The organism is Thiocapsa rosea, from assembly GCF_003634315.1.
In the GTDB taxonomy this organism is placed as follows: Bacteria; Pseudomonadota; Gammaproteobacteria; order Chromatiales; family Chromatiaceae; genus Thiocapsa; species Thiocapsa rosea.
Genome location: NZ_RBXL01000001.1, coordinates 894,264 through 914,479, shown reverse-complemented (window position 1 = coordinate 914,479; position 20,216 = coordinate 894,264). Strand labels below are relative to the sequence as shown.

Here is a 20,216-nt window from a genome sequence, read left to right as displayed (position 1 = left end):
ACGCTCCCGCGCGGATCGCCTACAATAGCCTCCCGAAGACGAAGTTCCTTCCTAATCAGACGGCCGCGCGACTCAGAGACCCTCCATGACCGCAAAAGACCACTTGATCATTTTCGACACGACCCTGCGCGACGGCGAGCAGAGTCCCGGCGCATCCATGACCCGCGACGAGAAGGTGCGCATCGCCAAGGCGTTGGAGCGGATGCGTGTCGACGTGATCGAGGCGGGCTTCCCGATTGCCAGTCCGGGCGATTTCGAGGCCGTCAAGGCGGTGGCCGAGACGGTCAAGGAAAGCCGTGTCTGCGGCCTGGCCCGTGCGCTCGACAAGGACATCGACCGGGCCGGCGAGGCTCTGGCCGGTGCCAACGCCGGACGGATCCATACCTTCATCGCCACCTCGCCCATCCACATGCAGCGCAAGCTGAACATGACCCCGGATCAGGTGCTCGCCCAAGCGGTGCATGCCGTCCAGCGGGCGCGGCGTTACACCGACGATGTGGAGTTCTCCCCCGAGGATGCCGGACGCTCCGAGATCGATTTTCTCTGTCGGGTCCTCGAAGCGGTCATCGATGCCGGCGCCGGCACCGTGAATATTCCGGATACCGTCGGGTACAACATTCCCGATCAGTTCGGAAGCCTGATCAGGACGTTGCGCGAGCGGATCCCGAATGCCGACAAGGTGGTCTTCTCGGTGCATTGTCACAACGACCTGGGGCTTGCGGTGGCCAACTCGCTTGCCGCGGTACGCAACGGCGCGCGCCAGGTGGAATGCACCATCAACGGTCTGGGCGAGCGCGCCGGCAACGCCGCGCTCGAGGAGATCGTGATGACGGTCCGGACCCGTCAGGATCTGTTTGACTGTCAAACCCGGCTCGATACGACCCAGATCATGAACTGCTCGCGCCTGGTCTCGGGCATCACGGGTTTCGCGGTGCAGCCGAACAAGGCGGTGGTCGGCGCCAACGCCTTCGCGCACGAGTCGGGCATCCATCAGGACGGGGTGCTCAAGCATCGCGAGACCTACGAGATCATGCGCGCGGAGGACGTTGGCTGGAACGCCAATCGGATGGTGATGGGCAAACATTCGGGTCGCAATGCCTTTCGCACGCGGCTGCAGGAGCTCGGCATCGTCATGGGTTCGGAGGAGGAGCTCAATGCCGCCTTCTCGCGCTTCAAGGATCTCGCCGACAAGAAACACGAGATCTTCGACGAGGACCTGCAGACGCTGGTGACGGATGCGACCCTGGACGCGGCCAACGAACGGGTGAAGCTGGTCTCGCTTCGGGTCTGCTCCGAGACCGGCGAGACGCCCTGTGCAAACCTGGTACTGGCGTTCGACGGCGAGGAGCTGACCGGGACCGCCAGCGGCGGCGGGCCCGTGGATGCGACCTTCAAGGCGATCGAGTCGATCGTCGACAGCGGAACCATTCTCAAACTTTACTCGGTCAACGCCATCACCAGCGGCACCGACGCACAAGGCGAGGTCACGGTCCGGCTCGAGCGCGGCGGGCGCATCGTCAACGGGCAGGGCGCGGATACCGACATCGTGATCGCCTCCGCCAAGGCCTACATCAACGCCTGCAACAAGATCCTCCAGCCGGCCCAGCGCGCCCATCCTCAGACCGGCGACGTCTGAGCCGCATGGCGATGGACGAGCGCCGACGCCTGGGCTATTTGAGTGCGATGGGGGTCGATGTTTGGATGCCGCGTCATGTCGATGCGGGTGCGGGTGCGGGTGCGGTTGAGAGGTCCGACGAGATTGCCCTCGTCGAGCCCGAGCCCGAGCGCGTCGCGCCCGCGCTTGAGTGTGTCTCCCCGAGTCCCGTTCCGCCGTCCGTGCCGCCGGTGCTCCAAACCCTGCCGGTGCGGGCCGCGGATCCCGAGGTCGCTCCGGGCCCCGTCGCGTCCGGACCGATCGAGCCCGATGTGCTGGAGATCGGTCTGGTCGAACACGATTTGCCCGAAGCCACGTCGACGCATGATCCGGCGCGCATGGATTGGGATGCGCTCGCGACGGCGGTGTCCGGATGCCGTGCCTGCGGGCTCTGCGAGACCCGCACCAATACCGTCTTCGGGGTGGGAAACCGCAACGCGGATCTCCTGATCATCGGCGAGGCCCCGGGCGCGGACGAGGATCGCGCCGGCGAGCCCTTCGTCGGGCGAGCGGGCCAGTTGCTCAACCGCATGCTCGCGGCGATCGGCCTCGCGCGCGAGCAGGTCTACATCGCCAACGTGCTCAAGTGCCGCCCGCCGGGGAATCGCGATCCACGCCCCGAGGAGGCCAAACAGTGCGAGGCTTATCTCTTGCGGCAGATCGAGCTGCTCGGCCCGCGCGCGATCCTCTGTGTCGGACGCGTGGCGGCCCAGCATGTTCTGCAGACGGACGCGCCGCTGGGGAGTCTAAGAGGGCGCTGGCTCGCGTTTCGGACGGGGGCGATTCCGCTGCGCGTGACCTATCATCCGGCCTATCTGCTGCGCTCGCCCGATCAGAAGGTGAAAGCCTGGGAGGATCTGGTGGAGGTTGCACGGGGCCTGCGCGAGGGGCGAGGCGCGGTAATCGGCAGCGGCAATGATAAAGATCAATCCGATTGATATTACTTATTTCATATTTAATCATTTGCTAATATAATGCGTTCCGTGGGTGCTGATCAGGCATCCACGCTTGCTGCCAACAACATAAATCGATTCGGAGAATAGAATGAACAAGCTTGCTACTGCTGCTGCCGTCGCTGCCCTCCTCGGTGCCTCCGCTTCCGCGTCCGCTTGGTGGGGTCCGGGCTACGGCGGTTACGGCCCCGGCTACGGCTCGGGTCTCGGCGATGCCTTCGGCGACATGTTCGGCGACGGCTATGGTGATTTCAACTTCGGCATGAGCGGCGGCGGCAGCGGGCGCGGCTACGGTCGCGGTCTGGGTCGCGGCTACGGTCACGGCTACGGCTACAACAACCCCTACTACGGCTACGGCGCTCCGTACTACGGTGGCGGTTACCCTTACGCCTACCCCTATGCAGCACCGGTTGCCCCGATGGCGCCTGTTGCTCCGGCTCAGCCTGAAGCCAAGTAAGACCGCTCCGATGGTTCGGCGCACCGCGAGTGCGCCGCCGCAAAAAGGCCGGGCAATTGCCCGGCCTTTTTGTGTTTGTCGCGGCCGCATTTCGTCGCTGATCGGGACCGATCGGGACCGAAGGGTGGACAAGCGCCGTAGGATAGACAAGCGCAGCGCAGTCCACCGGCGCCGGCGCAGTACCGGGTGGAACGCGCAATCGCTCCTCCATCCGACCTGCGTCCCTTGACTCAACTGCCGACGTTGAGTTTCAAGCCAACATCAGGATGCCGGTAAAGGCCAGTGCAAGTCCGATCAAGGTTGCGACCAGCACATCGCTGGGATAGTGCAAGCCGAGGATAATCCGCGAGCTGGCGACCAGCATGGTGAAGGGCACGAGAATCCAGGCGAGCTCGGGAATATAGTAGATGGCAACGGTCGAGAAGCTCACGGCATGCAGCGTATGGCCGGATGGAAAGCTGTAGCGGTCGAGCGGAGGGACCAGGGCGATGATCTCGGAGGCATAGTGGCAGGGCCGTTCGCGGCGCGTGTAGATCTTGAGCGACTTGTAGAGCGCGAGCGCGACGCCGCCCGTGGCGAGCATGTGCAGACTGGCTTTGAGGCCGAGGAGCCCATGGGTCATCGGCAGGATGGCGATCAAGCTGTACCAGAAGACACCGTCGCCGAGCCGACTGATGATCGCGAAAGGGTGTTTAACCCACAGGCGCCGACCGCCTCGGCTCCAAGCACGGCAGAGCGACACCTCGATCTCATTCAGATGTTGTAGCCACAGTCGCACGGTAAGCCTCCGTTCCACGTTGTCGGTGGATAACTTGAAAGAGACGCTCCTCGACGCCCCGGATGACGCGATCCCAACTGATCTCCTCCGCTGCGCAGCGGGCCTGTGCGCCGAGCCGTCGGACGCGTTCCAAGTCCCGGCCCAGCTCGCATCCGGCAGCAATGAACGCTTCACGATCGTCTAACGGTAATGTAACCCCGTTCCGCCAGGGATCAATCAGGGATCGAGCCGCCGCATAATCGAAAGCGACGACTGGTAGAGCGCTGGCCATCGCCTCGAGCACGACGTTTCCGAAGGTCTCGGTCAGGCTCGGAAAGAGGAAAAGATCGCCCGAGGCGTAATATTTCGAGAGTTCGACGCCGATTTTGGACCCTGGACAGATGAAATCGGGGTTCTCGCGTTGCATGTGCTCGCGCGCGGGACCCTCGCCGACCAGGATGAAGCGCGCCTTCGGTCGAGCGGATTGGATTGCCTGAAAGGCGTCCCGTGCGAGGTCGAGATTCTTCTCCGGTGCAATCCGCCCGACGTAGAGCACAGCCAAGGTCTCCTCGTCGCAGCCCCAGCTGCGTCTCAATGCCTCGTCGCGCCACTCGGGCGAGAAGAGGTCCACGTCCACACCGCGGCCGAAGACGTGGACATCATGGAATCCCTCGCCCGAGAGTTCGGCTTTCAGCTCGGCGGTGGGTACCAGGGTTGCATCCGATCGGTTGTGGAAATGGCGCAGCGTCTCGGCGATCTGATGGGTGAAAAGGCCGAGACCGTAATGTTGGCTGTACTGCTGAAACTGGGTATGGAATCCGGTCACCGTCGCGATCCCGAGCCTGTGCGCGGCGGAGAGCGCGGCGTGGCCGAGTGGGCCCTGGGTTGCGATGTAGACGAGATCCGGCGCGGCGCGGCCCCAGAGACGACGCAGCCGCCAATAGACCGGAAGTCCGAATCGCAGACCGCGGTACCCTGGGATCGGCAGGCCGGGGACGAGGTGTACACCGATTCGGCCGAGCGTCGGTGCAGCCGGGTCGCGTTGCTCGCCGTGCTGTCGAGGGCGGATCAGTTCAATGGCGTGTCCGCGCTCGGCCAAACCCTCGGCGAGATGCCGCATGGTGTGGGCAACGCCGTTGATCTCGGGAGGATAGGTTTCGGTGACGATCGCGATGCGCAGACGCCCGGGAGGCATATCGGTGTCTCGCGGCATGATGTCAGGCGACATGAGCGATTCCGCCGGTCGGGATGGATTCGGGTCGAGCCGGGGGCGGACCTGGAATGGCATCCGGGGTTCTGGCGGGATTCGCAAGGCTCGGGCGTCGCGGCACGGTGTCGGGGCGCATGCCGAGTGCTTCGACGATCGCGCCGCGCGTGCGCTCGGCGAGCAGGCGCCGGGTGTTGTTGTCTTCGCCGATCATCATCGGCGCGAGGAAATGGACCTCTGCCGTGAGCCCGGGATGGCGAATCACCCGCAGCAGATGGGCCAGGAGTGTGTCGTCGCCGATGAAGGGGGCGACGGGGTCGGGCTTCTCGTCTGCGTGGCCACGGTAGGCGATGGCTACCGGCTGGATCATCAGCCCGGTCTCCTGAGCGAGCGCAAACAAGCGAGGGTGGAAACGCAGCACGCCTGAGCCGTCGCTCGTCGTCCCCTCGGGAAACAGCATCAAGGAGCGATCTCGGCCGATCTTGCGCAGCGTCCCGGCAAGCGCGTCGATGCGGATGGCGCCGCGCTCGACGAACAGCGTCCCCGCGGTCTCGGCGAGCCAGCCGATCAGCGGCCAATCGCGAACCTCGGCCTTGGAAAGGAACGCGATCTCGCTCTGTGCGCCAACCACGGGGATGTCGAGCCAAGAGATATGGTTGCCGATCAGGAGGCACCCGGGTTGCGCGCTGCCGACGACGCGAATCCGGATGCCGAGGATCGCGCAGAGGCTTCGGTGCCAGCGCCGGGTCATGTCCGGGATCCGTGTCGGTCGCCGGCCGAATCGCGAAAGCAGACCGATGTAGAGGGCGAGCGTCGCACCCTTGCCCAGGTGAGCGAGGATGCGTGCAAGCCGCCGAGCCGAACGCGCGTGCCCCATCGCGTCACAGACTCGCGGTGCGATCGAAAAAGTGCCGCGAATAGGTCGGATTCAGCGCGTCCACATCCAGCAGCATGAGCACATCCGCCACGCCGAAATCGGGATCGCGGCAGGGCTCTCCGCAGACCTTTGCGCCGAGTCTCACGTAAGTGCGCAGCAAGGCCGGCAGGGGTGCATCCAGGACATCGTCGGGCACCTGTGCGGTGCGCAGCGGCACCCGCGGGACCACGCGCAGCTCGGGCGAAACCATGGCGTGTCGGCGCAAGCGGTTCATGATGGCTGCGGCCTGGAGGTCGTCTTCGCCGAGCGGCATGCTGGCGCAGCCAAACAGATAGTCGAAGCCGTGGAGCTGGATGAACCCGGCCAGCCCGGACCAGAGCACGGCGATCGCCGTGCCTTGCCGAAACTCCGCCGAGATGCAGGTCCGGCCGACCTCCAGGAGACGGCCCTTAAGGCGGGGGATCGCCCCCAAGTCGAATTCGCTCTCGGAATAGAACCGACCGATGCGCGCGGCGTTGCGGTCGGTCAGGATCCGGGTACAGCCGACGACCTCGCCGCTGCGCGTGTCGCGAACCAAGAGGTGCTGGCAGTAGGCATCGAAATCGTCCACGTCCAGTCCGTTCGGGCCCGTCTTCAGCTTTGCGCCCAACTCCTCGCCGAACACCCGATACCTGAGGGCTTGTGCCTCGCGGATCTCCGGCTCGGACGCGGCGAGCTCGACAAACAGGCGTTCCCCGCGCTTGGCGGTCAACGCAGACGCAGTCGCAACCATTGCATGCCCTCGGAAAAAGAACCATTGCGTGGAGGGCCATCATAGATTCGGAGTGTTGCGGGCGTATGTGGGCTGCGTGACGCCGCTGTGAACGTCGACGTGAGGGGCGCCGAGATGCGAGCCGGGATGCGAGCCGGGATGCGAGCAAGCGACGTTGCTCCCCGGGGTTCAGGGCCTCAACGAGATGACGGGCCACCCGCGCGACAGGGCCGTTGCGCGCAGTTGCGGATCGGGGTCGACCGCGACCGGCCGATCGACGCGTTCAAGGAGGGGGAGGTCGTTGTGCGAGTCGCTGTAGAAGCTGCTCCCGCCGAGGGTCTCCCGATGCTCGCCCAGCCAGGTCTGCAGACGCTCGACCTTGCCCTCCCGGAACGCCGGTTGGCCGGCAGGCTCGCCGGTGAAACGCCCGTTCTCCTCCGCCGGCAGCGTCGCGATCAGATGCGCAATTCCGAAGCGCTGCGCGATCGGGGCCGTGACGAAGGCATTGGTCGCCGTGATGATCATGAGGGTGTCTCCGGCCTCGCGGTGCGACTCGACGAGGTCTTTGGCGGCCGGGAGCATGATGGGCGCGATCAGCTCGGCGACAAAGCGCTCGCGCAGCGCCTCGAGATGCGTGCGCGGGTGATCGCGCAGCGGGCGCAGGGAGAACCGTAGGAACTCCGCGATATCCAGGGTCCCGTCCTTGTACTCGCGATAGAAGCGCTCGTTTTCGCGCTCGTAGTGATCTGCATCGACGATCCCCTCGGCGGCGAGGAAGCGACCCCAGAGATAATCGGAGTCGCCTGCCAAGAGGGTGTTGTCCAGATCGAAGATCGCCAGCGCCATGTCCTTCATCCTTCTTCGGTTGATGTCGTGCGGTGCGAGGTGCATCGGCGTCCTGCTCGTGCGCCGGTGTGTTGTCTCGCTTCACAGGATGGTCGCGGAATCATGCCGGGGTTTCAAGCCGGGGCGGGCGACTTCGCCCGATGGCCCGTCATGGGGCGCGAGGCGGTTTCAGAGGGCATGCGAAAGCCATTGAATGGCAATCGCTTATATTAGGTGTCTGCTTGCCGGTCATGCGCCGGATGTGGAAGAATGAGGCATCATGGCCTCACGGACTCGGTTCCTTGATCGATCACGACGGTTTCAGACCCAACGTCGGCATTATCCTGAGCAATCGGGACCGGCGACTATTTTGGGGTCGTCGCGTCGGACAGAATGCCTGGCAGTTTCCGCAGGGCGGGATCCATTCCGACGAGACGCCCGAGCAGGCCATGTATCGCGAGCTCGAGGAGGAGGTCGGACTTCAGTCCAGGCAGGTCACCATTCTCGGATGCACCCGCGGTTGGCTCAGATATCATCTCCCCAAGCGCTATATTCGTCGGCATTGCGGTCCAACCTGCATCGGTCAGAAGCAGGTCTGGTTCATGTTGCGTGTGGATTGCGGCGAGGACGCCTTCTGTCTGGACAAGACCGACAAGCCCGAGTTCGATGCCTGGCGCTGGGTCCGCTACTGGCAGCCGCTGCATGAAGTGGTCTACTTCAAGCGGCGTGTCTACATGCAGGCGCTCGAAGAGCTCGCCCCGAGCCTCTACCCCGAGGGTCCGCCCGCCCGCGAGGACAACCAGTCCCGGGTGGTCGGCTTGATGCACCAGCGCGGACGATGACAGGTCTCGCCGCGGATCACCTCGAGCGAGGGTCGGTGGGGCTCGAAAGCGGCGCGTCGGTCGTCGGATCCTCGGCGGCTCCGGGCCAGCGCTTGCCGATGCTCGAATCGCTGCGCCGCATCGTGCAGGAGGTCAACAACGCACCCGACCTCGAGCGCGCGCTCACCATCATCGTTCAGCGGGTCAAACACGCCGTCGGGGCCGACGTCTGCTCGGTCTATCTCAACGACTTCGACAACCGTCGGCATGTCCTGCATGCCACCGACGGGCTGCGCGCCAGGGCGGTCGGTCGGGTGCGGTTGGAGCTTGGGCGGGGGCTGATCGGTTTGGTCAGCGAGCGCGCCGAGCCGATCAACCTCGACGACGCGGTCAGCCATCCGCGCTACCAGCGCATCACGGATACCGGCGAAGAGCACTATCACGGATTCCTCGGTGCGCCGATCATCCAGAATCGCAAGGTCTTGGGCGTGCTGGTCCTGCGACAACGCGAAAAGCGCCATTTCGGCGACGACGAGGTGACCTTCGTCGTCACTCTGGCGTCCCAGCTCGCCGGCGCCATCACCTTCGCACGCACCAACGGCGAGCTGGCGCGTCTGCAGGATGACGGGATCCCGCAGCGCTTTCTGCCCGGCTTGCCCGCCTCGCCCGGCATCGGCATCGGGACCGCCGTGGTGGTTTATCCACCGGCCGATCTCAACGCCGTTCCGGATCGGCGCGCGGAGAATGCGGACAACGAGGCCAAGGATTTTCTCGGTGCCGTGGAGCATGTGGCCGAGGACCTGGATCGCTTCGCGGCTCGGACCCAGGCGCATCTCAGTGCCGAAGACATGGCCCTATTCGACGCCTGGCGTCTGATGCTCGAGAGCGACACCCTGATCGACGGGACACTCTCGCGCATCCGCGCGGGCAATTGGGCGCCCGGGGCGCTGCGCGAGACGATCGCCGAGCACGCCAAGGTGTTCGACGACATGGACGATGCCTATCTGCGCGAACGCGCCTCGGACGTGCGTGATCTCGGTCGCTGCATCCTGACCCATCTGCAGAAGTTGGCCGCGGCGCCGATTCAGTACGTCCCCAACACCATCCTGGTCGGCGACGAGATCAGCGCGATGCAGATCGCCGACGTCCCGCGCGAGATGCTCGCCGGGATCGTCTCGACCACCGGCTCGGGCTCCTCGCATGTCGGCATCCTGGCCCGCGGGATGGGTGTGCCGGCGGCGATGGCCGTCGCCGACCTGCCGGTCGGGCGTGTGGAGGGACGCGAGCTGGTGGTGGACGGTTATCGCGGGCGGGTCTACGTCGCACCCGGTCCGGCCGTGCGCGCCGAGTATCAGCGTCTCGCCGAAGACGACGCGGCCCTGACCAACGAGCTGCAGGCGTTGCGCCATCTCCCGGCCGAGACCACCGACGGCTATCTGGTGCCCCTTTATCTGAACACGGGTCTGGTCTCCGAGGCGCGTCCGCTCGGCATCGAGGAATCCGCGGGTGTCGGACTCTACCGCACCGAGCTGCCTTTCATCGTGCGCGATACCTTTCCGGGCGAGGCGGCGCAGATGTCGAACTATCGGCGGGTGCTCGAGCTGTTTGCTCCGCGACCCGTGACGATCCGGACCTTGGATATCGGCGGGGACAAGCCGTTGCCCTATTTTCCGATGCACGAGGCCAATCCCTTCTTGGGCTGGCGCGGCATCCGGATCACGCTAGACCAGCCCGAGATCTTCTTGACCCAGGTTCGCGCCATCCTGCGTGCGTCCATCGGGTTGGATAATCTGCAGATCCTCCTGCCCATGATCAGCACGGTCGGCGAGGTCGACGAGGCACTGCTGCTCATCCATCGTGCCAACGAGGAGCTGCTCGAAGAGGGCTATCAGGTCAAACTGCCGCCGATCGGCGTGATGATCGAGGTCCCGGCCGCCGTCTACCAGTGTGAAGCGCTTGCGCGACGGGTCGATTTTCTTTCCGTCGGGACCAACGACCTCACCCAGTACCTACTCGCGGTCGATCGCAACAACGCCCACGTCGCGAAGCTTTACGACGAGTTTCATCCGGCGGTCTTGCGTGCGCTGCTGCAGATCCTCGCAGGTGCGCGCGTGCATGGTCGCGAGGTGAGCGTTTGCGGGGAGATGGCCGGGGATCCGCTCGCGACCTTCCTCCTGCTCGGGATGGGTGTGCATAGTCTGAGTATGGGGGCCGGAAGCCTGCTGCGCGTGAAGCGCGTCATCCGCAGCATCAGTCGGGCACGCGCCCGCGAGGTGCTCAAGGTGGCGTTGCAATGCGAGGATGCGGCGTCCGTGCGGCGCCTGCTCCTGGATGCGCTCGAAGCGGTCGGGCTCGGGGGCTTGGTGCGTCCGGGTAAGTAGCCGGTGCCGGGATACTGGGTTTCGGTTCAGCGATTGGTTGCAGTGGGCTCGGCGGTCTCCGGAAAGCCCTTCCCGGGATTGAGGATCCCGGCCGGATCGAATTGGCGCTTGATGTCGCGCATGAGTGCGAGCACGGGTGCCTCGATCTCGCGGTCGACGAAGTCGCGCTTGGCGATCCCGATCCCGTGCTCGCCCGAGAGCGTGCCGCCGAGCTGCAGTACGAGCGAGAACATCGCGTCCAGGCACGCATGTGCGCTCTCCACCGCCGCCGGGTCGTCCGGGTCGATCAAAAGATTCACATGGATGTTGCCGTTGCCCGCATGACCGAAGTTCACGATCTGCACGCCGCTCTCATGCGAGAGCCGCTCGAGGCCCTCGATGAGTTCGCCCATGCGCGAGACCGGGACGACAATGTCCTCGTTGATCTTTTTCGGCGCGATATGGCGCAAGGCCGGGGAAAGTGCCTTGCGGGTCTTCCAGAGCGCGGCGACCTCCGCGGCCGACTCGGCGCAACGCAGCTCGATCAGGCCGGCATGGTGGGCGGCTGCGGCGACCGCGGCGACGGACTGATCGATACAGGCGGCGGGTCCGTCGACCTCGATCATCAACAGGGCGCCGACGCCCTCGGGCAGGTCGAGCCCCGCATGGCGCCGGACGGCGCGGATTGCCGCGGCGTCCATGATCTCCAAGGCACAGGGGATTACGGGCTGCGCCATGATCGCAGAGACGGCAGCCGCGGCCGCGTGGATATCCGCATAGGCCGCGCGCAGCGTGCGCTTGGCCTCGGGCCGCGGGGTGAGCTTCAGCGTCGCTTCGGTAATCAGGGCAAGCGTGCCCTCCGAGCCGATGATGAGACGTGTCAGGTCGTAGCCGACCACGCCTTTGGTCGTGAGGACGCCCGTGCGCAGTCGCTCGCCGCGACCGCTGATCGCCGTCAGTCCAAGCGTGTTTTCGCGCGGTGTCCCGTACTTGACCGCCCTCGGCCCCGCCGAGTTGTAGGCGAGATTCCCGCCGACGGTGCAGCTCGCCGCACTGGTGGGATCCGGCGGCCAGAAGAAACCGAAGGCGCCGACGGCCTGTTGAAGCTGCTCGTTGAGCACCCCGGGCTGCACGACGGCCAGGCGATCCTCCGGTGCGATGCGCAGGATGGTATCCATGCGCTCGAAGGAGAGCACGATGCCGCCGTGGTCCGGAACCGTCGCCCCGGTGGTGCCGGTCCCGCGCCCACGTGCGACGAGCGGAATGCCGGCGTCGCGGCAGAGCACGACCAGGGCCATGATCTGCGCCTCGTCGGCGGCGAACACGACCCCTCGGGGCAGTGCGTGGAGTCTGCTGTTGTCGTATCCATAGGGCCAGCAATCGGCCGGATCCGTGAGCAGGTGCCCGACCCCGGCGATCCGTGCAAGACTCTTCAGAAACCCCGGCGACAGCTCAGGTGTTGGTATCGTCGACATACTCGAAGAGCTTCACCACACGTTTGACGCCCGGGACGTAACTGGCCTTTTCCGCCGCGGCTTCGGCTTCCGCGGGGCTGACCAGACCCATCAGAAAGACCTCACCGTCGTTCGTGACCACCTTGACCCGGGTCGGGTCGAATCCGGGCAGCCGCACGCCGATCAGGTCGGTGTTGACGCGGCCGGTAATGAAGGTGTCTTCGGCCTGACGTCTCATGTCGAGCCGTGGGCCGACTCTGACCTCGTCGACGACCCGTTGCACCTTGCCGATGCGGCTCACCAGCGCTGCGGCCTCTTGGCCCACCTCGGTCGTGTCGGCGTTGCCGGTGAGCAGAAGGGTGCGGTTGTAGCTGGTCGCCGAGATCTGCGAGCGGTCCCTGACACCGCTGTTGCGCAGCAAGGCGGTCATCGCCTCCAGCTCGATCTGCTGATCGTCGAAGATCACGCTGGCGGGGCGTCTGTCGTGAACCGTCGCGGCGGTACCGACGGCAGCCGCCCCGATAAGCATCGGCGCGCACCCTGAGAGGAGCGTCGCGCCGAGCAGCAGCAGGGCCGCTGCGGAGCGTCGCGGTTGCGTCATCGACCGCGCGACCGCGCCGGCTTGACCGAGCTGCGTGCGCGTGAGGAGGCCGAAGAGCGGTTTATGATTCAACGGTAAAGGCATTTTTGATCCATTCGATTCGGTCTTCGCTACTGATCGCGACCACGTCGAATCGACAGGGTAACATGGTCGGGTGAGCTTGAAGATAATGGCTCGCGGCCGCCGTCAAACGCTGTTGCTTGCGTCGGTCGACCGTCTCGGCGGGCGTTCCGAAGCGCTCCGAGCGTCGGTATCGAACCTCCACGAAGACCAGCGCTTCGCCGTCGCGCATCACCAGGTCGATCTCCCCGAAGCGGCAGCGGTGATTGCGTGCGATGGGTTGCAGATGCCGGCGTTTCAGATAGTCCTCGGCGAGCCGCTCCTTGGCGTCGCCGACACCCCGGGTTCCGGCTGCTTTGCCGGTTGTCCCCGAGGACGCGCGACGGGGGTCGCCGCTCAAGGGTTCTCCGAGGCCGGCGTGTCGGATGACTCCCCGGCCTCGAGCACGCCCGTCTCGCCGAAACGTCCGAGCGCGAGCTGGCGCTGGATGCGGCCCAGCGCGTCGACCGAGAGACCGCCGGTCTGTCCCGGATAAAAGGCGCCCGGGCTTTTAGCCAGCGCGGGCAGTCGCGGAGCGATTCGGTAGGCGTCGATCCCCATCGCGTACAGACGGGCCAACGGATTGGCGACCTCGAAGGAGGATCCGCTCAGGCGTCGCCGCGACAGGGCACCCTCTGCGCGATTGTTCAGCATCCAAGGGATATCGACGAAATACAGCCCCGCCAGCACCCGGTCGCGGGCCGGATCGAAGACGCCGGAGTAAACGTGCGAGGTAGACATCACCGTCACCGACGATCTGCTCAGCCGGATCTGCGGATACAGCTTGTGCGCGAGCTCGTTGGTCGCGACCAGGAAGACGACATCCGCCTGCGAGTCGCCGAGCAGGCTGGTCACCGTCTTCTCGAAGCTTCGCGCCGTCGGGCTGTAGACGGCTTCAGCCTCCAGCGTTCCGCCCAGTCGGCGCCATTGGTTGCGGAATGCACTGGCCAGACGCGCTCCCCAAGGCCCCTCGGGATACAGCACCGCAGCGCGCTTCAGACCCATCGCGGCGGCCTTGTTGGCGACCTCCGCCGCCTCGTTCTCGGGCGAGAGCGAGAACTGAAAGAGATTCGCTGCGGGCTGGCTGTCGCGGGTCGTCTGGTTCAGGGCCAGCGTCGGCACCGCGAGTGCGGGGCCGGCCGCGAGGCTGTCCACGGATTCCTTTTCGAGCGGGCCGATGACATAGTCCGCGCCGGCTCCGACGGCCTGCGCGTGAATGGCGCGCGCGCGCGCGGTCTGGCCGCTGTCGATGAAATCCAGTGCCGGTCGGTTGCCGCTGCTGTCTGCTCGGCTGGCGGCCTCGATGCCCTCCTTCACCGATGTGGCCGCGCCGGCGAAGCGTCCCCCGCGCGGGAGCATGACCGTCACGCTGTCGCCCGAGGCGTATCCCCCGGACAGGAACTTGACATACGCCTCGGCCAGCCTCGGATGGGCGGGATGGCCGAGTCGTTTGGCGTGCTCTTGACGATAGCGGGTCTGGAACGTCGCAGGATCCGCGCCCGCGTCGTGCGCCAGGAGTGCGATCTCCGCCCAGCCTCTCAGTGTTCCGCTTCCGCTGCGCGCGAGTTTGCGCAGTTCTTCGCTGCTCAGTGCGCTCAAGGTCGTGATCAGCGAGACTTGATTCAGTAGACGCGCGTCCTCGTTGTCGAGCAGCCGATCGAGCGCGATCAGCGACTCGGCCGAGGCGACGGGGTCGTTGGCGAGACGCTGGGCGGCGGCGAGCGTGCCGAGCCGTTGAATCCTCAAATCCCTCGGCAAGGTTTGGACCTGCATGGCCTGGAGTCGCGCGATCGCATCCTTGGGGCGTCCGTCCAAGAGCGCGAGATCCGCCTCGATCAGCAGGAGCTGCTCGCGTTGCCCGATCGTGAGTGCCGGGCGCGAGACCTCGCCGATGGTCTGCTGTGCTTGCCGGGTGTCGCCCGCGGAAAGAAAGGCGCGAGCCGCCTTCAACTGGAGTTGCTCGCGTGCGGGCGGCGTTGCTCCCTTTGCGATGTCCAGATAGGCCTTGGCCGCCGCGTCCGCCTGTCCTTGGGCGGCGAGTGCATCGGCTTGTTTCAGCGGCTCTCCTGCGACCGGCGCCAGCAGGCGCGCCTCGTCCCGGACCGGATCGATCGCGCATCCGGCCAGTGAAAGGGCAACGAGTGAAACGGCAGCGAGTAGAGCGATGACTGTGATCGGAGTGGACAGGGGACGGTGGTCAACGCGATTCTTGGGCATGATCCGTTCCGGTTCGAGACGTTGGGAGGCTAAGGTGCAGCAGTCAGCGGGGGTACTATACGTGGTCGCCACGCCGATCGGCAATCTCGGGGACATGACCGATCGGGCACGTAAGGTGTTGAGCGAGGTCGATTTGATCGCGGCGGAGGATACCCGTCAGACGCTTCGGTTGCTGACCCATTTCGGCATCTCGTCCAAGCTGGTGGCCTATCACGACCACAACGAGGCCAGCGTTGCGCCTCGGCTCCTCGCCGAGATCGAGACCGGCCGGAGCGTCGCGCTCGTCTCCGATGCGGGTACGCCGCTGATCAGCGATCCCGGCTTCAGCCTCGTGGCTGCGGCGCGCGAGCGTGGTATGAGCGTTGTCCCGGTGCCGGGCGCGAATGCCGCCATCTGTGCACTCTCGGCGGCGGGTTTACCGAGCGATCGCTTCCTGTTCGTCGGATTTCCCCCGCGCACCCGATCGCATCGCCTGGCCTGGCTCGGCGAGCTCAAGGGGGAGCGGGGTACGCTGATCCTCTACGAGAGCGGCAAACGGATCCTCGCCACCCTGCATGATCTCGGTGAAGCCTTGGGCGAGACACGGCGTCTGGTCCTCGCGCGCGAGCTGACCAAGCACTTCGAGACCTTCCTCGTCGGCACCGCGTCGGAGTTGGCGCAGCGCGTCGAGGGCGACGCCGAGCAGCGCCTCGGCGAGCTGGTCGTGCTGGTCGAGGGAAACGCCGATACGACAGATCCGGATCGCGCGGAGGCGGAGCGGGTCCTGCGCATCCTCGGCGAGACCTTGCCGCTGGCTCAGGCCGTGGCGATCGCGGCGCGCCTGACCGGCATCAAGAAGAATGCGCTCTACCGATTGGGCCTCGAGTTGGATTTGGGTCAAGCTGCCCGGGATGTCGCCGCGACGGACACGCAGATGTGAGGCGTGACGGTGCGGCACGCGTTCGCGATATCGACCGAGACCGGAAGCCCCGGTTGGCGCTATACTTGGCGGCTGGGAGTCGGCCGGACAGCCGCGCTCGCACTTCGTGGCGAGGGAGGAAAGTCCGGGCTCCGTAGGGCAGGGTGCCAGGTAACGCCTGGGGGGCGCAAGTCCACGGAAAGTGCCACAGAAAAGATACCGCCGATCCCGTCTACATGACGAGAGGTAAGGGTGAAATGGTGCGGTAAGAGCGCACCGCGCTGGTGGCAACAGCAGCGGCAGGGTAAACCCCACCCGGAGCAAGACCAAATAGGGGGGCATGCAGCCCTGTGCTGCAGCGCGCGGCCCGCGCGTGCTCCCGGGTAGGTCGCTCGAGGCGTACGGTGACGTACGTCCCAGATGAATGGCTGTCCTCGACAGAACCCGGCTTATAGGCCGGCTCCCAGATCCTTCCCTCGACCCGTCACGGGGACCCTGCCGCGGATCCGACCGACGGCAGCCGGGCTGGCGCGTCCCCGTTGTTTGATTCTCTCCTGTAAACCCCTTCAGCTTTATCCTTTAGTCGCATGAAAACAAATGTTTTCCGCGAGGTTATGCTGTACTCGGGGCGTCGCATCTAAGTTGCTGTCTGTCAAGAATTAAAGGTATGCATTACCTTGACGATCCCGTTGGGCAGCTCTAAGATGAAGCTCAAGTGGGGGAAAGTGGGGAGTTGGGGAAGGAGTCGCCTGGCGCAAGTCACCACAGGGGGCTGCCGTGTTTCGGGGGGTCTTTATCGTCAACCTCGACGTCAAAGGGCGTCTTGCGGTTCCTGCAAAATACCGCGAGCGGCTGCAGTCGTCGTGCAACTCTCAGCTCGTCGTTACCGTCGATCGCGATCGCTGTCTCTTGCTGTACCCCGAGCCCGAGTGGGAGCTGATCGAGGCAAAGCTCGCCGCGCTTCCCGCGTTCGACAACACGGCCCGTGCGATCCAGCGCCTCTATATCGGCAACGCACAGGAGGTCGAGATGGACGCCCAGGGCCGAATCCTGCTGCCGCAGTACCTGCGTGATTTCGCCTCGCTTGATAAACGTGTCGCCTTCGTCGGTCAGGGCTCGAAATTCGAGCTCTGGGACGAGCCCGCATGGAACGCGCGCAACGAAGCGGCCCTCAGCGATGCGGGTATCGGAGAGTTGGCGACGGCGGCCGGGCTCGGTTCCTTGACGCTTTAGAGTATCCCTTTGATTGAACAACAACATCTGCCGGTTTTGCTGGAGGAGAGTGTGCACGCCTTGGTCGTCGATCCGAACGGCATCTATGTCGACGGCACCTTCGGGCGTGGCGGGCACAGTCGTGCCGTTTTGGCGCGCCTCGGCGGGGCGGGTCGACTGATCGCGATCGATCGCGATCCCGAGGCGGTCTCCGCGGGGCACGCGCTTGCGCGTATCGACGGGCGCTTCACGATGGTGGCCGGTCGGTTCGGCTCGATCACCGAGCTGCTCGCGCACATCGGCGTCCAGGGCAACCTCTGCGGTTTGCTGTTGGATTTCGGGGTGTCCTCGCCTCAGCTCGACACGGCGGAGCGCGGCTTCAGTTTTTCGTCCGAGGGTCCGTTGGATCTGAGGATGGACCCCACCCGCGGCGAGTCGGGGGCGCAATGGCTGGCCCATGCCTCCGAAGCCGAGATCGTCAAGGTCCTGTTCGACTTCGGCGAGGAGCGTTTCGCCAAACGCATCGCGCGCAATATCGTTGCGCAGCGCAGCGAGAGCCCCTTGACGACGACGACCCAGCTCGCGGCCTTGGTTGCGCGGTCGGTGCCGACACGCGAGCCCGGCAAGCACCCGGCAACTCGGACCTTCCAGGCCCTGCGCATCCGGATCAACGACGAACTCGATGAGATTCAGGATTGCCTGCGCCAATCCTGCGACCTTTTGGCACATGCCGGACGGCTGGTCGTCATCAGTTTTCATTCCCTGGAGGACCGTATCGTCAAGCGTTTCATGCGCACGCAGTCGCGCGGTCCCGTCCTGCCCAAAGGTCTTCCGGTCACCGCGGAGGAATCGCTCGGGCGCTTGCGCATCCTCGGCAAGCCGGTGCGTCCTTCGCCCGACGAGGTCGCGTCCAATCCACGTGCACGCAGCGCCATCATGCGTGTCGCGGAGCGCCTCTCATGAGTGCGCGACCGCTCTGGATTCTGATCGGGTTGGCCTTGGCCGTGACCCTCTCGGCGGTCGCCGTGGTGTACACCAAGTACCAGACGCGGATCCATTTCGGTCAATTGCAGGAGCTGCGCGCCCAGCGCGACGCCGTCGACGTGGAGTGGAATCGGCTCCGTCTCGAGGAGGCTGCCCTCTCGACGCACGTTCGGGTCGAGCGTAAAGCCAGGGCCCAGTTGGGCATGTTCAATCCAAGGTTCGAGGATGTCTTGATGATCGAGGAGGTCGGCCGTGCCTACCCGTAACCGCCGTGCCCGACGTCCGGAGCGGCGGCGAGCCAGGCCGAATCTCGCGTTGCGTCGCCGCCTGTTGGTCGGTGTCCTGTCGAGCGCCTTCGTCATCCTCTCGGTGGCGGTCTTCTATCGGCAAGTCGTCGAGACCGATTATCTGCGCAGCGAAGGCGAGCGCCGTTATCTGCGCGTCGGCGAGATTGCCGCGCGTCGCGGCATGATCACCGACCGCAACGGCGAGCCGCTGGCGGTGAGCACGCCGGTGGAAACCGTTTGGGGCGAGCCGCGCAAGCTGGTGGAGCGACGCGATGCGATCCCGCCGTTGGCCGTTGCGTTGGGGCTTGATCCGAAGGCGCTGCAGGAGCGCCTCGACGCCACCTCCCAACGCGGGTTTCTCTATCTCAAGCGGCGCGTCAGCTTCGAGGAAGCGCGCGCGGTGCGACAGGTCATCGCCGATCACAATCTCGGCGGCGTGGACTTCGAGACCGAGTACCGTCGCTTCTATCCGGGTGTCGAGGTCTTCGGGCACGTCCTCGGGTTTACCGACATCGACGACAAGGGCCAGGAGGGTATCGAGCTCACGTACGACTCTTGGCTGAAGTCGGAGCCCGGTCTGCGTCGCGTCATTCGCGACGGTCGACAGCAGATCGTGCAGGAGATCGAGCAGGTCCGTGCGCCGCGACAGGGCGCGGATCTCGCGCTCAGCCTCGACCGACGCCTGCAGTTTCTTGCCTACCGCGAGCTCAAGGCCGCCGTTGCCGAGCACAAGGCGGTCGGCGGAACGCTGGTGGCCTTGGATGTCGAGACCGGCGAGATCCTCGCGATGGTCAACCAGCCGGGCTACAACCCGAACGCCGCGCGCGGCGGCAGCAGCGAGCGTCGCCGCAACCGTGCCGTAACCGACGTCATGGAGCCGGGCTCGACGATCAAGCCGTTCGTCGTGGCCGCCGCACTGGAGCGGGGTTTGATCAAGCCGACCACGACGATCGCGACACGGGGCGGATCGATGGCGGTCGGACGCAACACCGTGAAGGACGTGCGCAACTACGGCAACCTCGATGCGACCGGCGTCATCACCAAATCGAGCAACGTCGGCGTCGTGAAGATCGCCCAGATGATGAGCTACGGCGATCTTTGGGGTCTTTACGATCAGCTCGGCTTCGGCCATGCGACCGCTGTCGGTGTCCCGGGCGAGAGCCGGGGCGTGCTGCGACATCATTCAACCTGGCGCGTCTTCGAGCATGCCACCCAGGCCTTCGGATACGGCCTGTCGGTGACGGCACTGCAGCTGGCGCAAGCCTATGGCGTGTTGGCTGCCGACGGGATCAAGCGCCCGGTCTCCCTGTTGAGGCAGGATCCCGCGTCGCCTGCGCATGGGCCCGAGGAGACGCGCGTGCTCAGCGCCGACACGGCGCGCAAGGTGCGGGCGATGATGGAGACGGTGGTCTCCGACCAAGGCACCGCGAGACGTGCCGCCATCACCGGTTATCGGGTCGCCGGAAAGACAGGAACGGCGAAAAAATCCGCAGGGCGTGCCGGCTATGGCGGCGGGCTCTATCAGGCGGTCTTCGCGGGCTTTGCTCCGGCGGGTTCGCCGCGCCTGGTGATCGCCGTGATGATCGACGAGCCGAAGGGTAAGGCCTACTACGGCGGATTGGTCGCCGCGCCTGTGTTCCAGAAGGTCATGGAAGGCGCCCTGCGTCTGTTCAACGTGCCGCCGGACGATCCGCAGCCCTCGATGCTGCTGGCGCGACGCGAGGTCAAGCCATGATGGCGGACCGCGTCCTCGGCTTCAGCGACCGCGCCCACGTTGTCGAAGCCTTGCGGGAATGGCAGGA

At 65.5% G+C, this 20,216-nt stretch carries 19 protein-coding genes and 1 other RNA gene; 11 read left to right on the top strand and 9 right to left on the bottom strand.

What is annotated here, in order from left to right; all coding sequences use genetic code 11:
* The first annotated feature begins 85 nt into the window (after nucleotides 1-85).
* The 3 genes from BDD21_RS04105 (at nucleotide 86) to BDD21_RS04095 (ending at nucleotide 3,064) form a co-directional block, all read left to right on the top strand.
* Entirely contained in the window at nucleotides 86-1,636 is a 1,551-nt protein-coding gene (locus BDD21_RS04105; protein ID WP_120796055.1) for a 2-isopropylmalate synthase, read from the top strand.
* An 11-nt stretch (nucleotides 1,637-1,647) separates the two neighbouring features.
* On the top strand, nucleotides 1,648-2,592 hold the full coding sequence (locus tag BDD21_RS04100) for a uracil-DNA glycosylase (RefSeq protein ID WP_211334973.1): 945 nt from the start codon (nucleotides 1,648-1,650) through the stop codon (nucleotides 2,590-2,592).
* Nucleotides 2,593-2,698: 106 nt separating this feature from the next.
* On the top strand, nucleotides 2,699-3,064 hold the full coding sequence (locus BDD21_RS04095; protein WP_120796053.1) for a sulfur globule family protein: 366 nt from the start codon (nucleotides 2,699-2,701) through the stop codon (nucleotides 3,062-3,064).
* A 250-nt stretch (nucleotides 3,065-3,314) separates the two neighbouring features.
* On the opposite strand, the gene BDD21_RS04090 is transcribed toward BDD21_RS04095, so the two are convergent.
* The 5 genes from BDD21_RS04090 to BDD21_RS04070 form a co-directional block, all read right to left on the bottom strand.
* Nucleotides 3,315-3,842, bottom strand: a complete 528-nt coding sequence (locus BDD21_RS04090) for a phosphatase PAP2 family protein (protein WP_120799742.1) — start codon at nucleotides 3,840-3,842, stop codon at nucleotides 3,315-3,317.
* Entirely contained in the window at nucleotides 3,814-5,049 is a 1,236-nt protein-coding gene (locus BDD21_RS04085) for a glycosyltransferase family 4 protein (RefSeq protein WP_120796052.1), read from the bottom strand. The genes BDD21_RS04090 and BDD21_RS04085 overlap by 29 nt, the downstream gene beginning before the upstream one ends.
* Nucleotides 5,039-5,905, bottom strand: a complete 867-nt coding sequence (locus BDD21_RS04080) for a lysophospholipid acyltransferase family protein (RefSeq protein WP_120796051.1) — start codon at nucleotides 5,903-5,905, stop codon at nucleotides 5,039-5,041. The genes BDD21_RS04085 and BDD21_RS04080 overlap by 11 nt, the downstream gene beginning before the upstream one ends.
* A 4-nt stretch (nucleotides 5,906-5,909) precedes the next feature.
* Nucleotides 5,910-6,677 (bottom strand): GNAT family N-acetyltransferase, encoded by a 768-nt coding sequence (locus BDD21_RS04075; RefSeq protein WP_120796050.1) that lies wholly within the window; start codon nucleotides 6,675-6,677, stop codon nucleotides 5,910-5,912.
* A gap of 168 nt (nucleotides 6,678-6,845) precedes the next feature.
* Entirely contained in the window at nucleotides 6,846-7,502 is a 657-nt protein-coding gene (locus tag BDD21_RS04070) for a histidinol-phosphatase (RefSeq protein ID WP_120799741.1), read from the bottom strand.
* Between the two features lie 281 nt (nucleotides 7,503-7,783).
* Here BDD21_RS04070 and BDD21_RS04065 point away from each other — a divergent pair, with 281 nt between their 5' ends.
* Nucleotides 7,784-8,323, top strand: coding sequence for an RNA pyrophosphohydrolase (locus BDD21_RS04065; protein ID WP_211334972.1), 540 nt, complete (start codon nucleotides 7,784-7,786; stop codon nucleotides 8,321-8,323).
* A 98-nt stretch (nucleotides 8,324-8,421) separates the two neighbouring features.
* Nucleotides 8,422-10,683 carry a phosphoenolpyruvate--protein phosphotransferase gene (ptsP, locus tag BDD21_RS04060; protein WP_120799739.1) on the top strand — a complete coding sequence of 754 codons (2,262 nt, stop codon included), beginning with the start codon at nucleotides 8,422-8,424 and terminating at the stop codon, nucleotides 10,681-10,683.
* A 26-nt stretch (nucleotides 10,684-10,709) separates the two neighbouring features.
* On the opposite strand, the gene BDD21_RS04055 is transcribed toward ptsP, so the two are convergent.
* The 4 genes from BDD21_RS04055 to BDD21_RS04040 are packed head-to-tail and all read right to left on the bottom strand — an operon-like array spanning nucleotide 10,710 to nucleotide 15,033.
* A complete protein-coding gene (locus BDD21_RS04055; protein ID WP_211334971.1) occupies nucleotides 10,710-12,137 on the bottom strand; it encodes an FAD-binding oxidoreductase in 1,428 nt (475 codons plus the stop codon).
* Nucleotides 12,115-12,789, bottom strand: coding sequence for a BON domain-containing protein (locus tag BDD21_RS04050; RefSeq protein ID WP_245969393.1), 675 nt, complete (start codon nucleotides 12,787-12,789; stop codon nucleotides 12,115-12,117). The genes BDD21_RS04055 and BDD21_RS04050 overlap by 23 nt, the downstream gene beginning before the upstream one ends.
* Nucleotides 12,779-13,177 carry a YraN family protein gene (locus BDD21_RS04045; RefSeq protein WP_120796048.1) on the bottom strand — a complete coding sequence of 133 codons (399 nt, stop codon included), beginning with the start codon at nucleotides 13,175-13,177 and terminating at the stop codon, nucleotides 12,779-12,781. The genes BDD21_RS04050 and BDD21_RS04045 overlap by 11 nt, the downstream gene beginning before the upstream one ends.
* On the bottom strand, nucleotides 13,174-15,033 hold the full coding sequence (locus tag BDD21_RS04040; protein WP_120796047.1) for a penicillin-binding protein activator: 1,860 nt from the start codon (nucleotides 15,031-15,033) through the stop codon (nucleotides 13,174-13,176). The genes BDD21_RS04045 and BDD21_RS04040 overlap by 4 nt, the downstream gene beginning before the upstream one ends.
* 34 nt (nucleotides 15,034-15,067) lie before the next feature.
* Between BDD21_RS04040 and rsmI the strand changes: the two genes are divergently transcribed.
* The 6 genes from rsmI (at nucleotide 15,068) to BDD21_RS04010 (ending at nucleotide 20,149) form a co-directional block, all read left to right on the top strand.
* Nucleotides 15,068-15,952 carry a 16S rRNA (cytidine(1402)-2'-O)-methyltransferase gene (rsmI, locus tag BDD21_RS04035; RefSeq protein WP_120796046.1) on the top strand — a complete coding sequence of 295 codons (885 nt, stop codon included), beginning with the start codon at nucleotides 15,068-15,070 and terminating at the stop codon, nucleotides 15,950-15,952.
* Between the two features lie 75 nt (nucleotides 15,953-16,027).
* An RNA gene (gene rnpB, locus BDD21_RS04030) (RNase P RNA component class A) lies at nucleotides 16,028-16,399 on the top strand.
* Between the two features lie 309 nt (nucleotides 16,400-16,708).
* Nucleotides 16,709-17,164 carry a division/cell wall cluster transcriptional repressor MraZ gene (gene mraZ, locus BDD21_RS04025; protein ID WP_120796045.1) on the top strand — a complete coding sequence of 152 codons (456 nt, stop codon included), beginning with the start codon at nucleotides 16,709-16,711 and terminating at the stop codon, nucleotides 17,162-17,164.
* Nucleotides 17,165-17,173: 9 nt separating this feature from the next.
* Nucleotides 17,174-18,106, top strand: coding sequence for a 16S rRNA (cytosine(1402)-N(4))-methyltransferase RsmH (gene rsmH / locus BDD21_RS04020; RefSeq protein WP_120796044.1), 933 nt, complete (start codon nucleotides 17,174-17,176; stop codon nucleotides 18,104-18,106).
* Entirely contained in the window at nucleotides 18,103-18,393 is a 291-nt protein-coding gene (gene ftsL, locus BDD21_RS04015) for a cell division protein FtsL (protein ID WP_120796043.1), read from the top strand. The genes rsmH and ftsL overlap by 4 nt, the downstream gene beginning before the upstream one ends.
* Nucleotides 18,380-20,149: a peptidoglycan D,D-transpeptidase FtsI family protein gene (locus BDD21_RS04010; RefSeq protein ID WP_120796042.1), complete on the top strand. Its 1,770-nt coding sequence runs from the start codon at nucleotides 18,380-18,382 to the stop codon at nucleotides 20,147-20,149. Before ftsL ends, BDD21_RS04010 begins: the two co-directional genes overlap by 14 nt.
* Nucleotides 20,150-20,216: the final 67 nt, after the last annotated feature.

Excerpts from the sequence above, each read along its gene's own strand:
- BDD21_RS04105 (WP_120796055.1), top strand. The coding sequence starts at position 86 with ATGACCGCAAAAGACCACTTGATCATTTTCGACACGACCCTGCGCGAC.
- BDD21_RS04100 (WP_211334973.1), top strand. The coding sequence starts at position 1,648 with ATGGACGAGCGCCGACGCCTGGGCTATTTGAGTGCGATGGGGGTCGAT.
- BDD21_RS04095 (WP_120796053.1), top strand. The coding sequence starts at position 2,699 with ATGAACAAGCTTGCTACTGCTGCTGCCGTCGCTGCCCTCCTCGGTGCC.
- BDD21_RS04085 (WP_120796052.1), bottom strand. The coding sequence starts at position 5,049 with ATGTCGCCTGACATCATGCCGCGAGACACCGATATGCCTCCCGGGCGT.
- BDD21_RS04080 (WP_120796051.1), bottom strand. The coding sequence starts at position 5,905 with ATGGGGCACGCGCGTTCGGCTCGGCGGCTTGCACGCATCCTCGCTCAC.
- BDD21_RS04075 (WP_120796050.1), bottom strand. The coding sequence starts at position 6,677 with ATGGTTGCGACTGCGTCTGCGTTGACCGCCAAGCGCGGGGAACGCCTG.
- BDD21_RS04070 (WP_120799741.1), bottom strand. The coding sequence starts at position 7,502 with ATGGCGCTGGCGATCTTCGATCTGGACAACACCCTCTTGGCAGGCGAC.
- ptsP (WP_120799739.1), top strand. The coding sequence starts at position 8,422 with ATGCTCGAATCGCTGCGCCGCATCGTGCAGGAGGTCAACAACGCACCC.
- BDD21_RS04055 (WP_211334971.1), bottom strand. The coding sequence starts at position 12,137 with ATGTCGACGATACCAACACCTGAGCTGTCGCCGGGGTTTCTGAAGAGT.
- BDD21_RS04040 (WP_120796047.1), bottom strand. The coding sequence starts at position 15,033 with ATGCCCAAGAATCGCGTTGACCACCGTCCCCTGTCCACTCCGATCACA.
- ftsL (WP_120796043.1), top strand. The coding sequence starts at position 18,103 with ATGAGTGCGCGACCGCTCTGGATTCTGATCGGGTTGGCCTTGGCCGTG.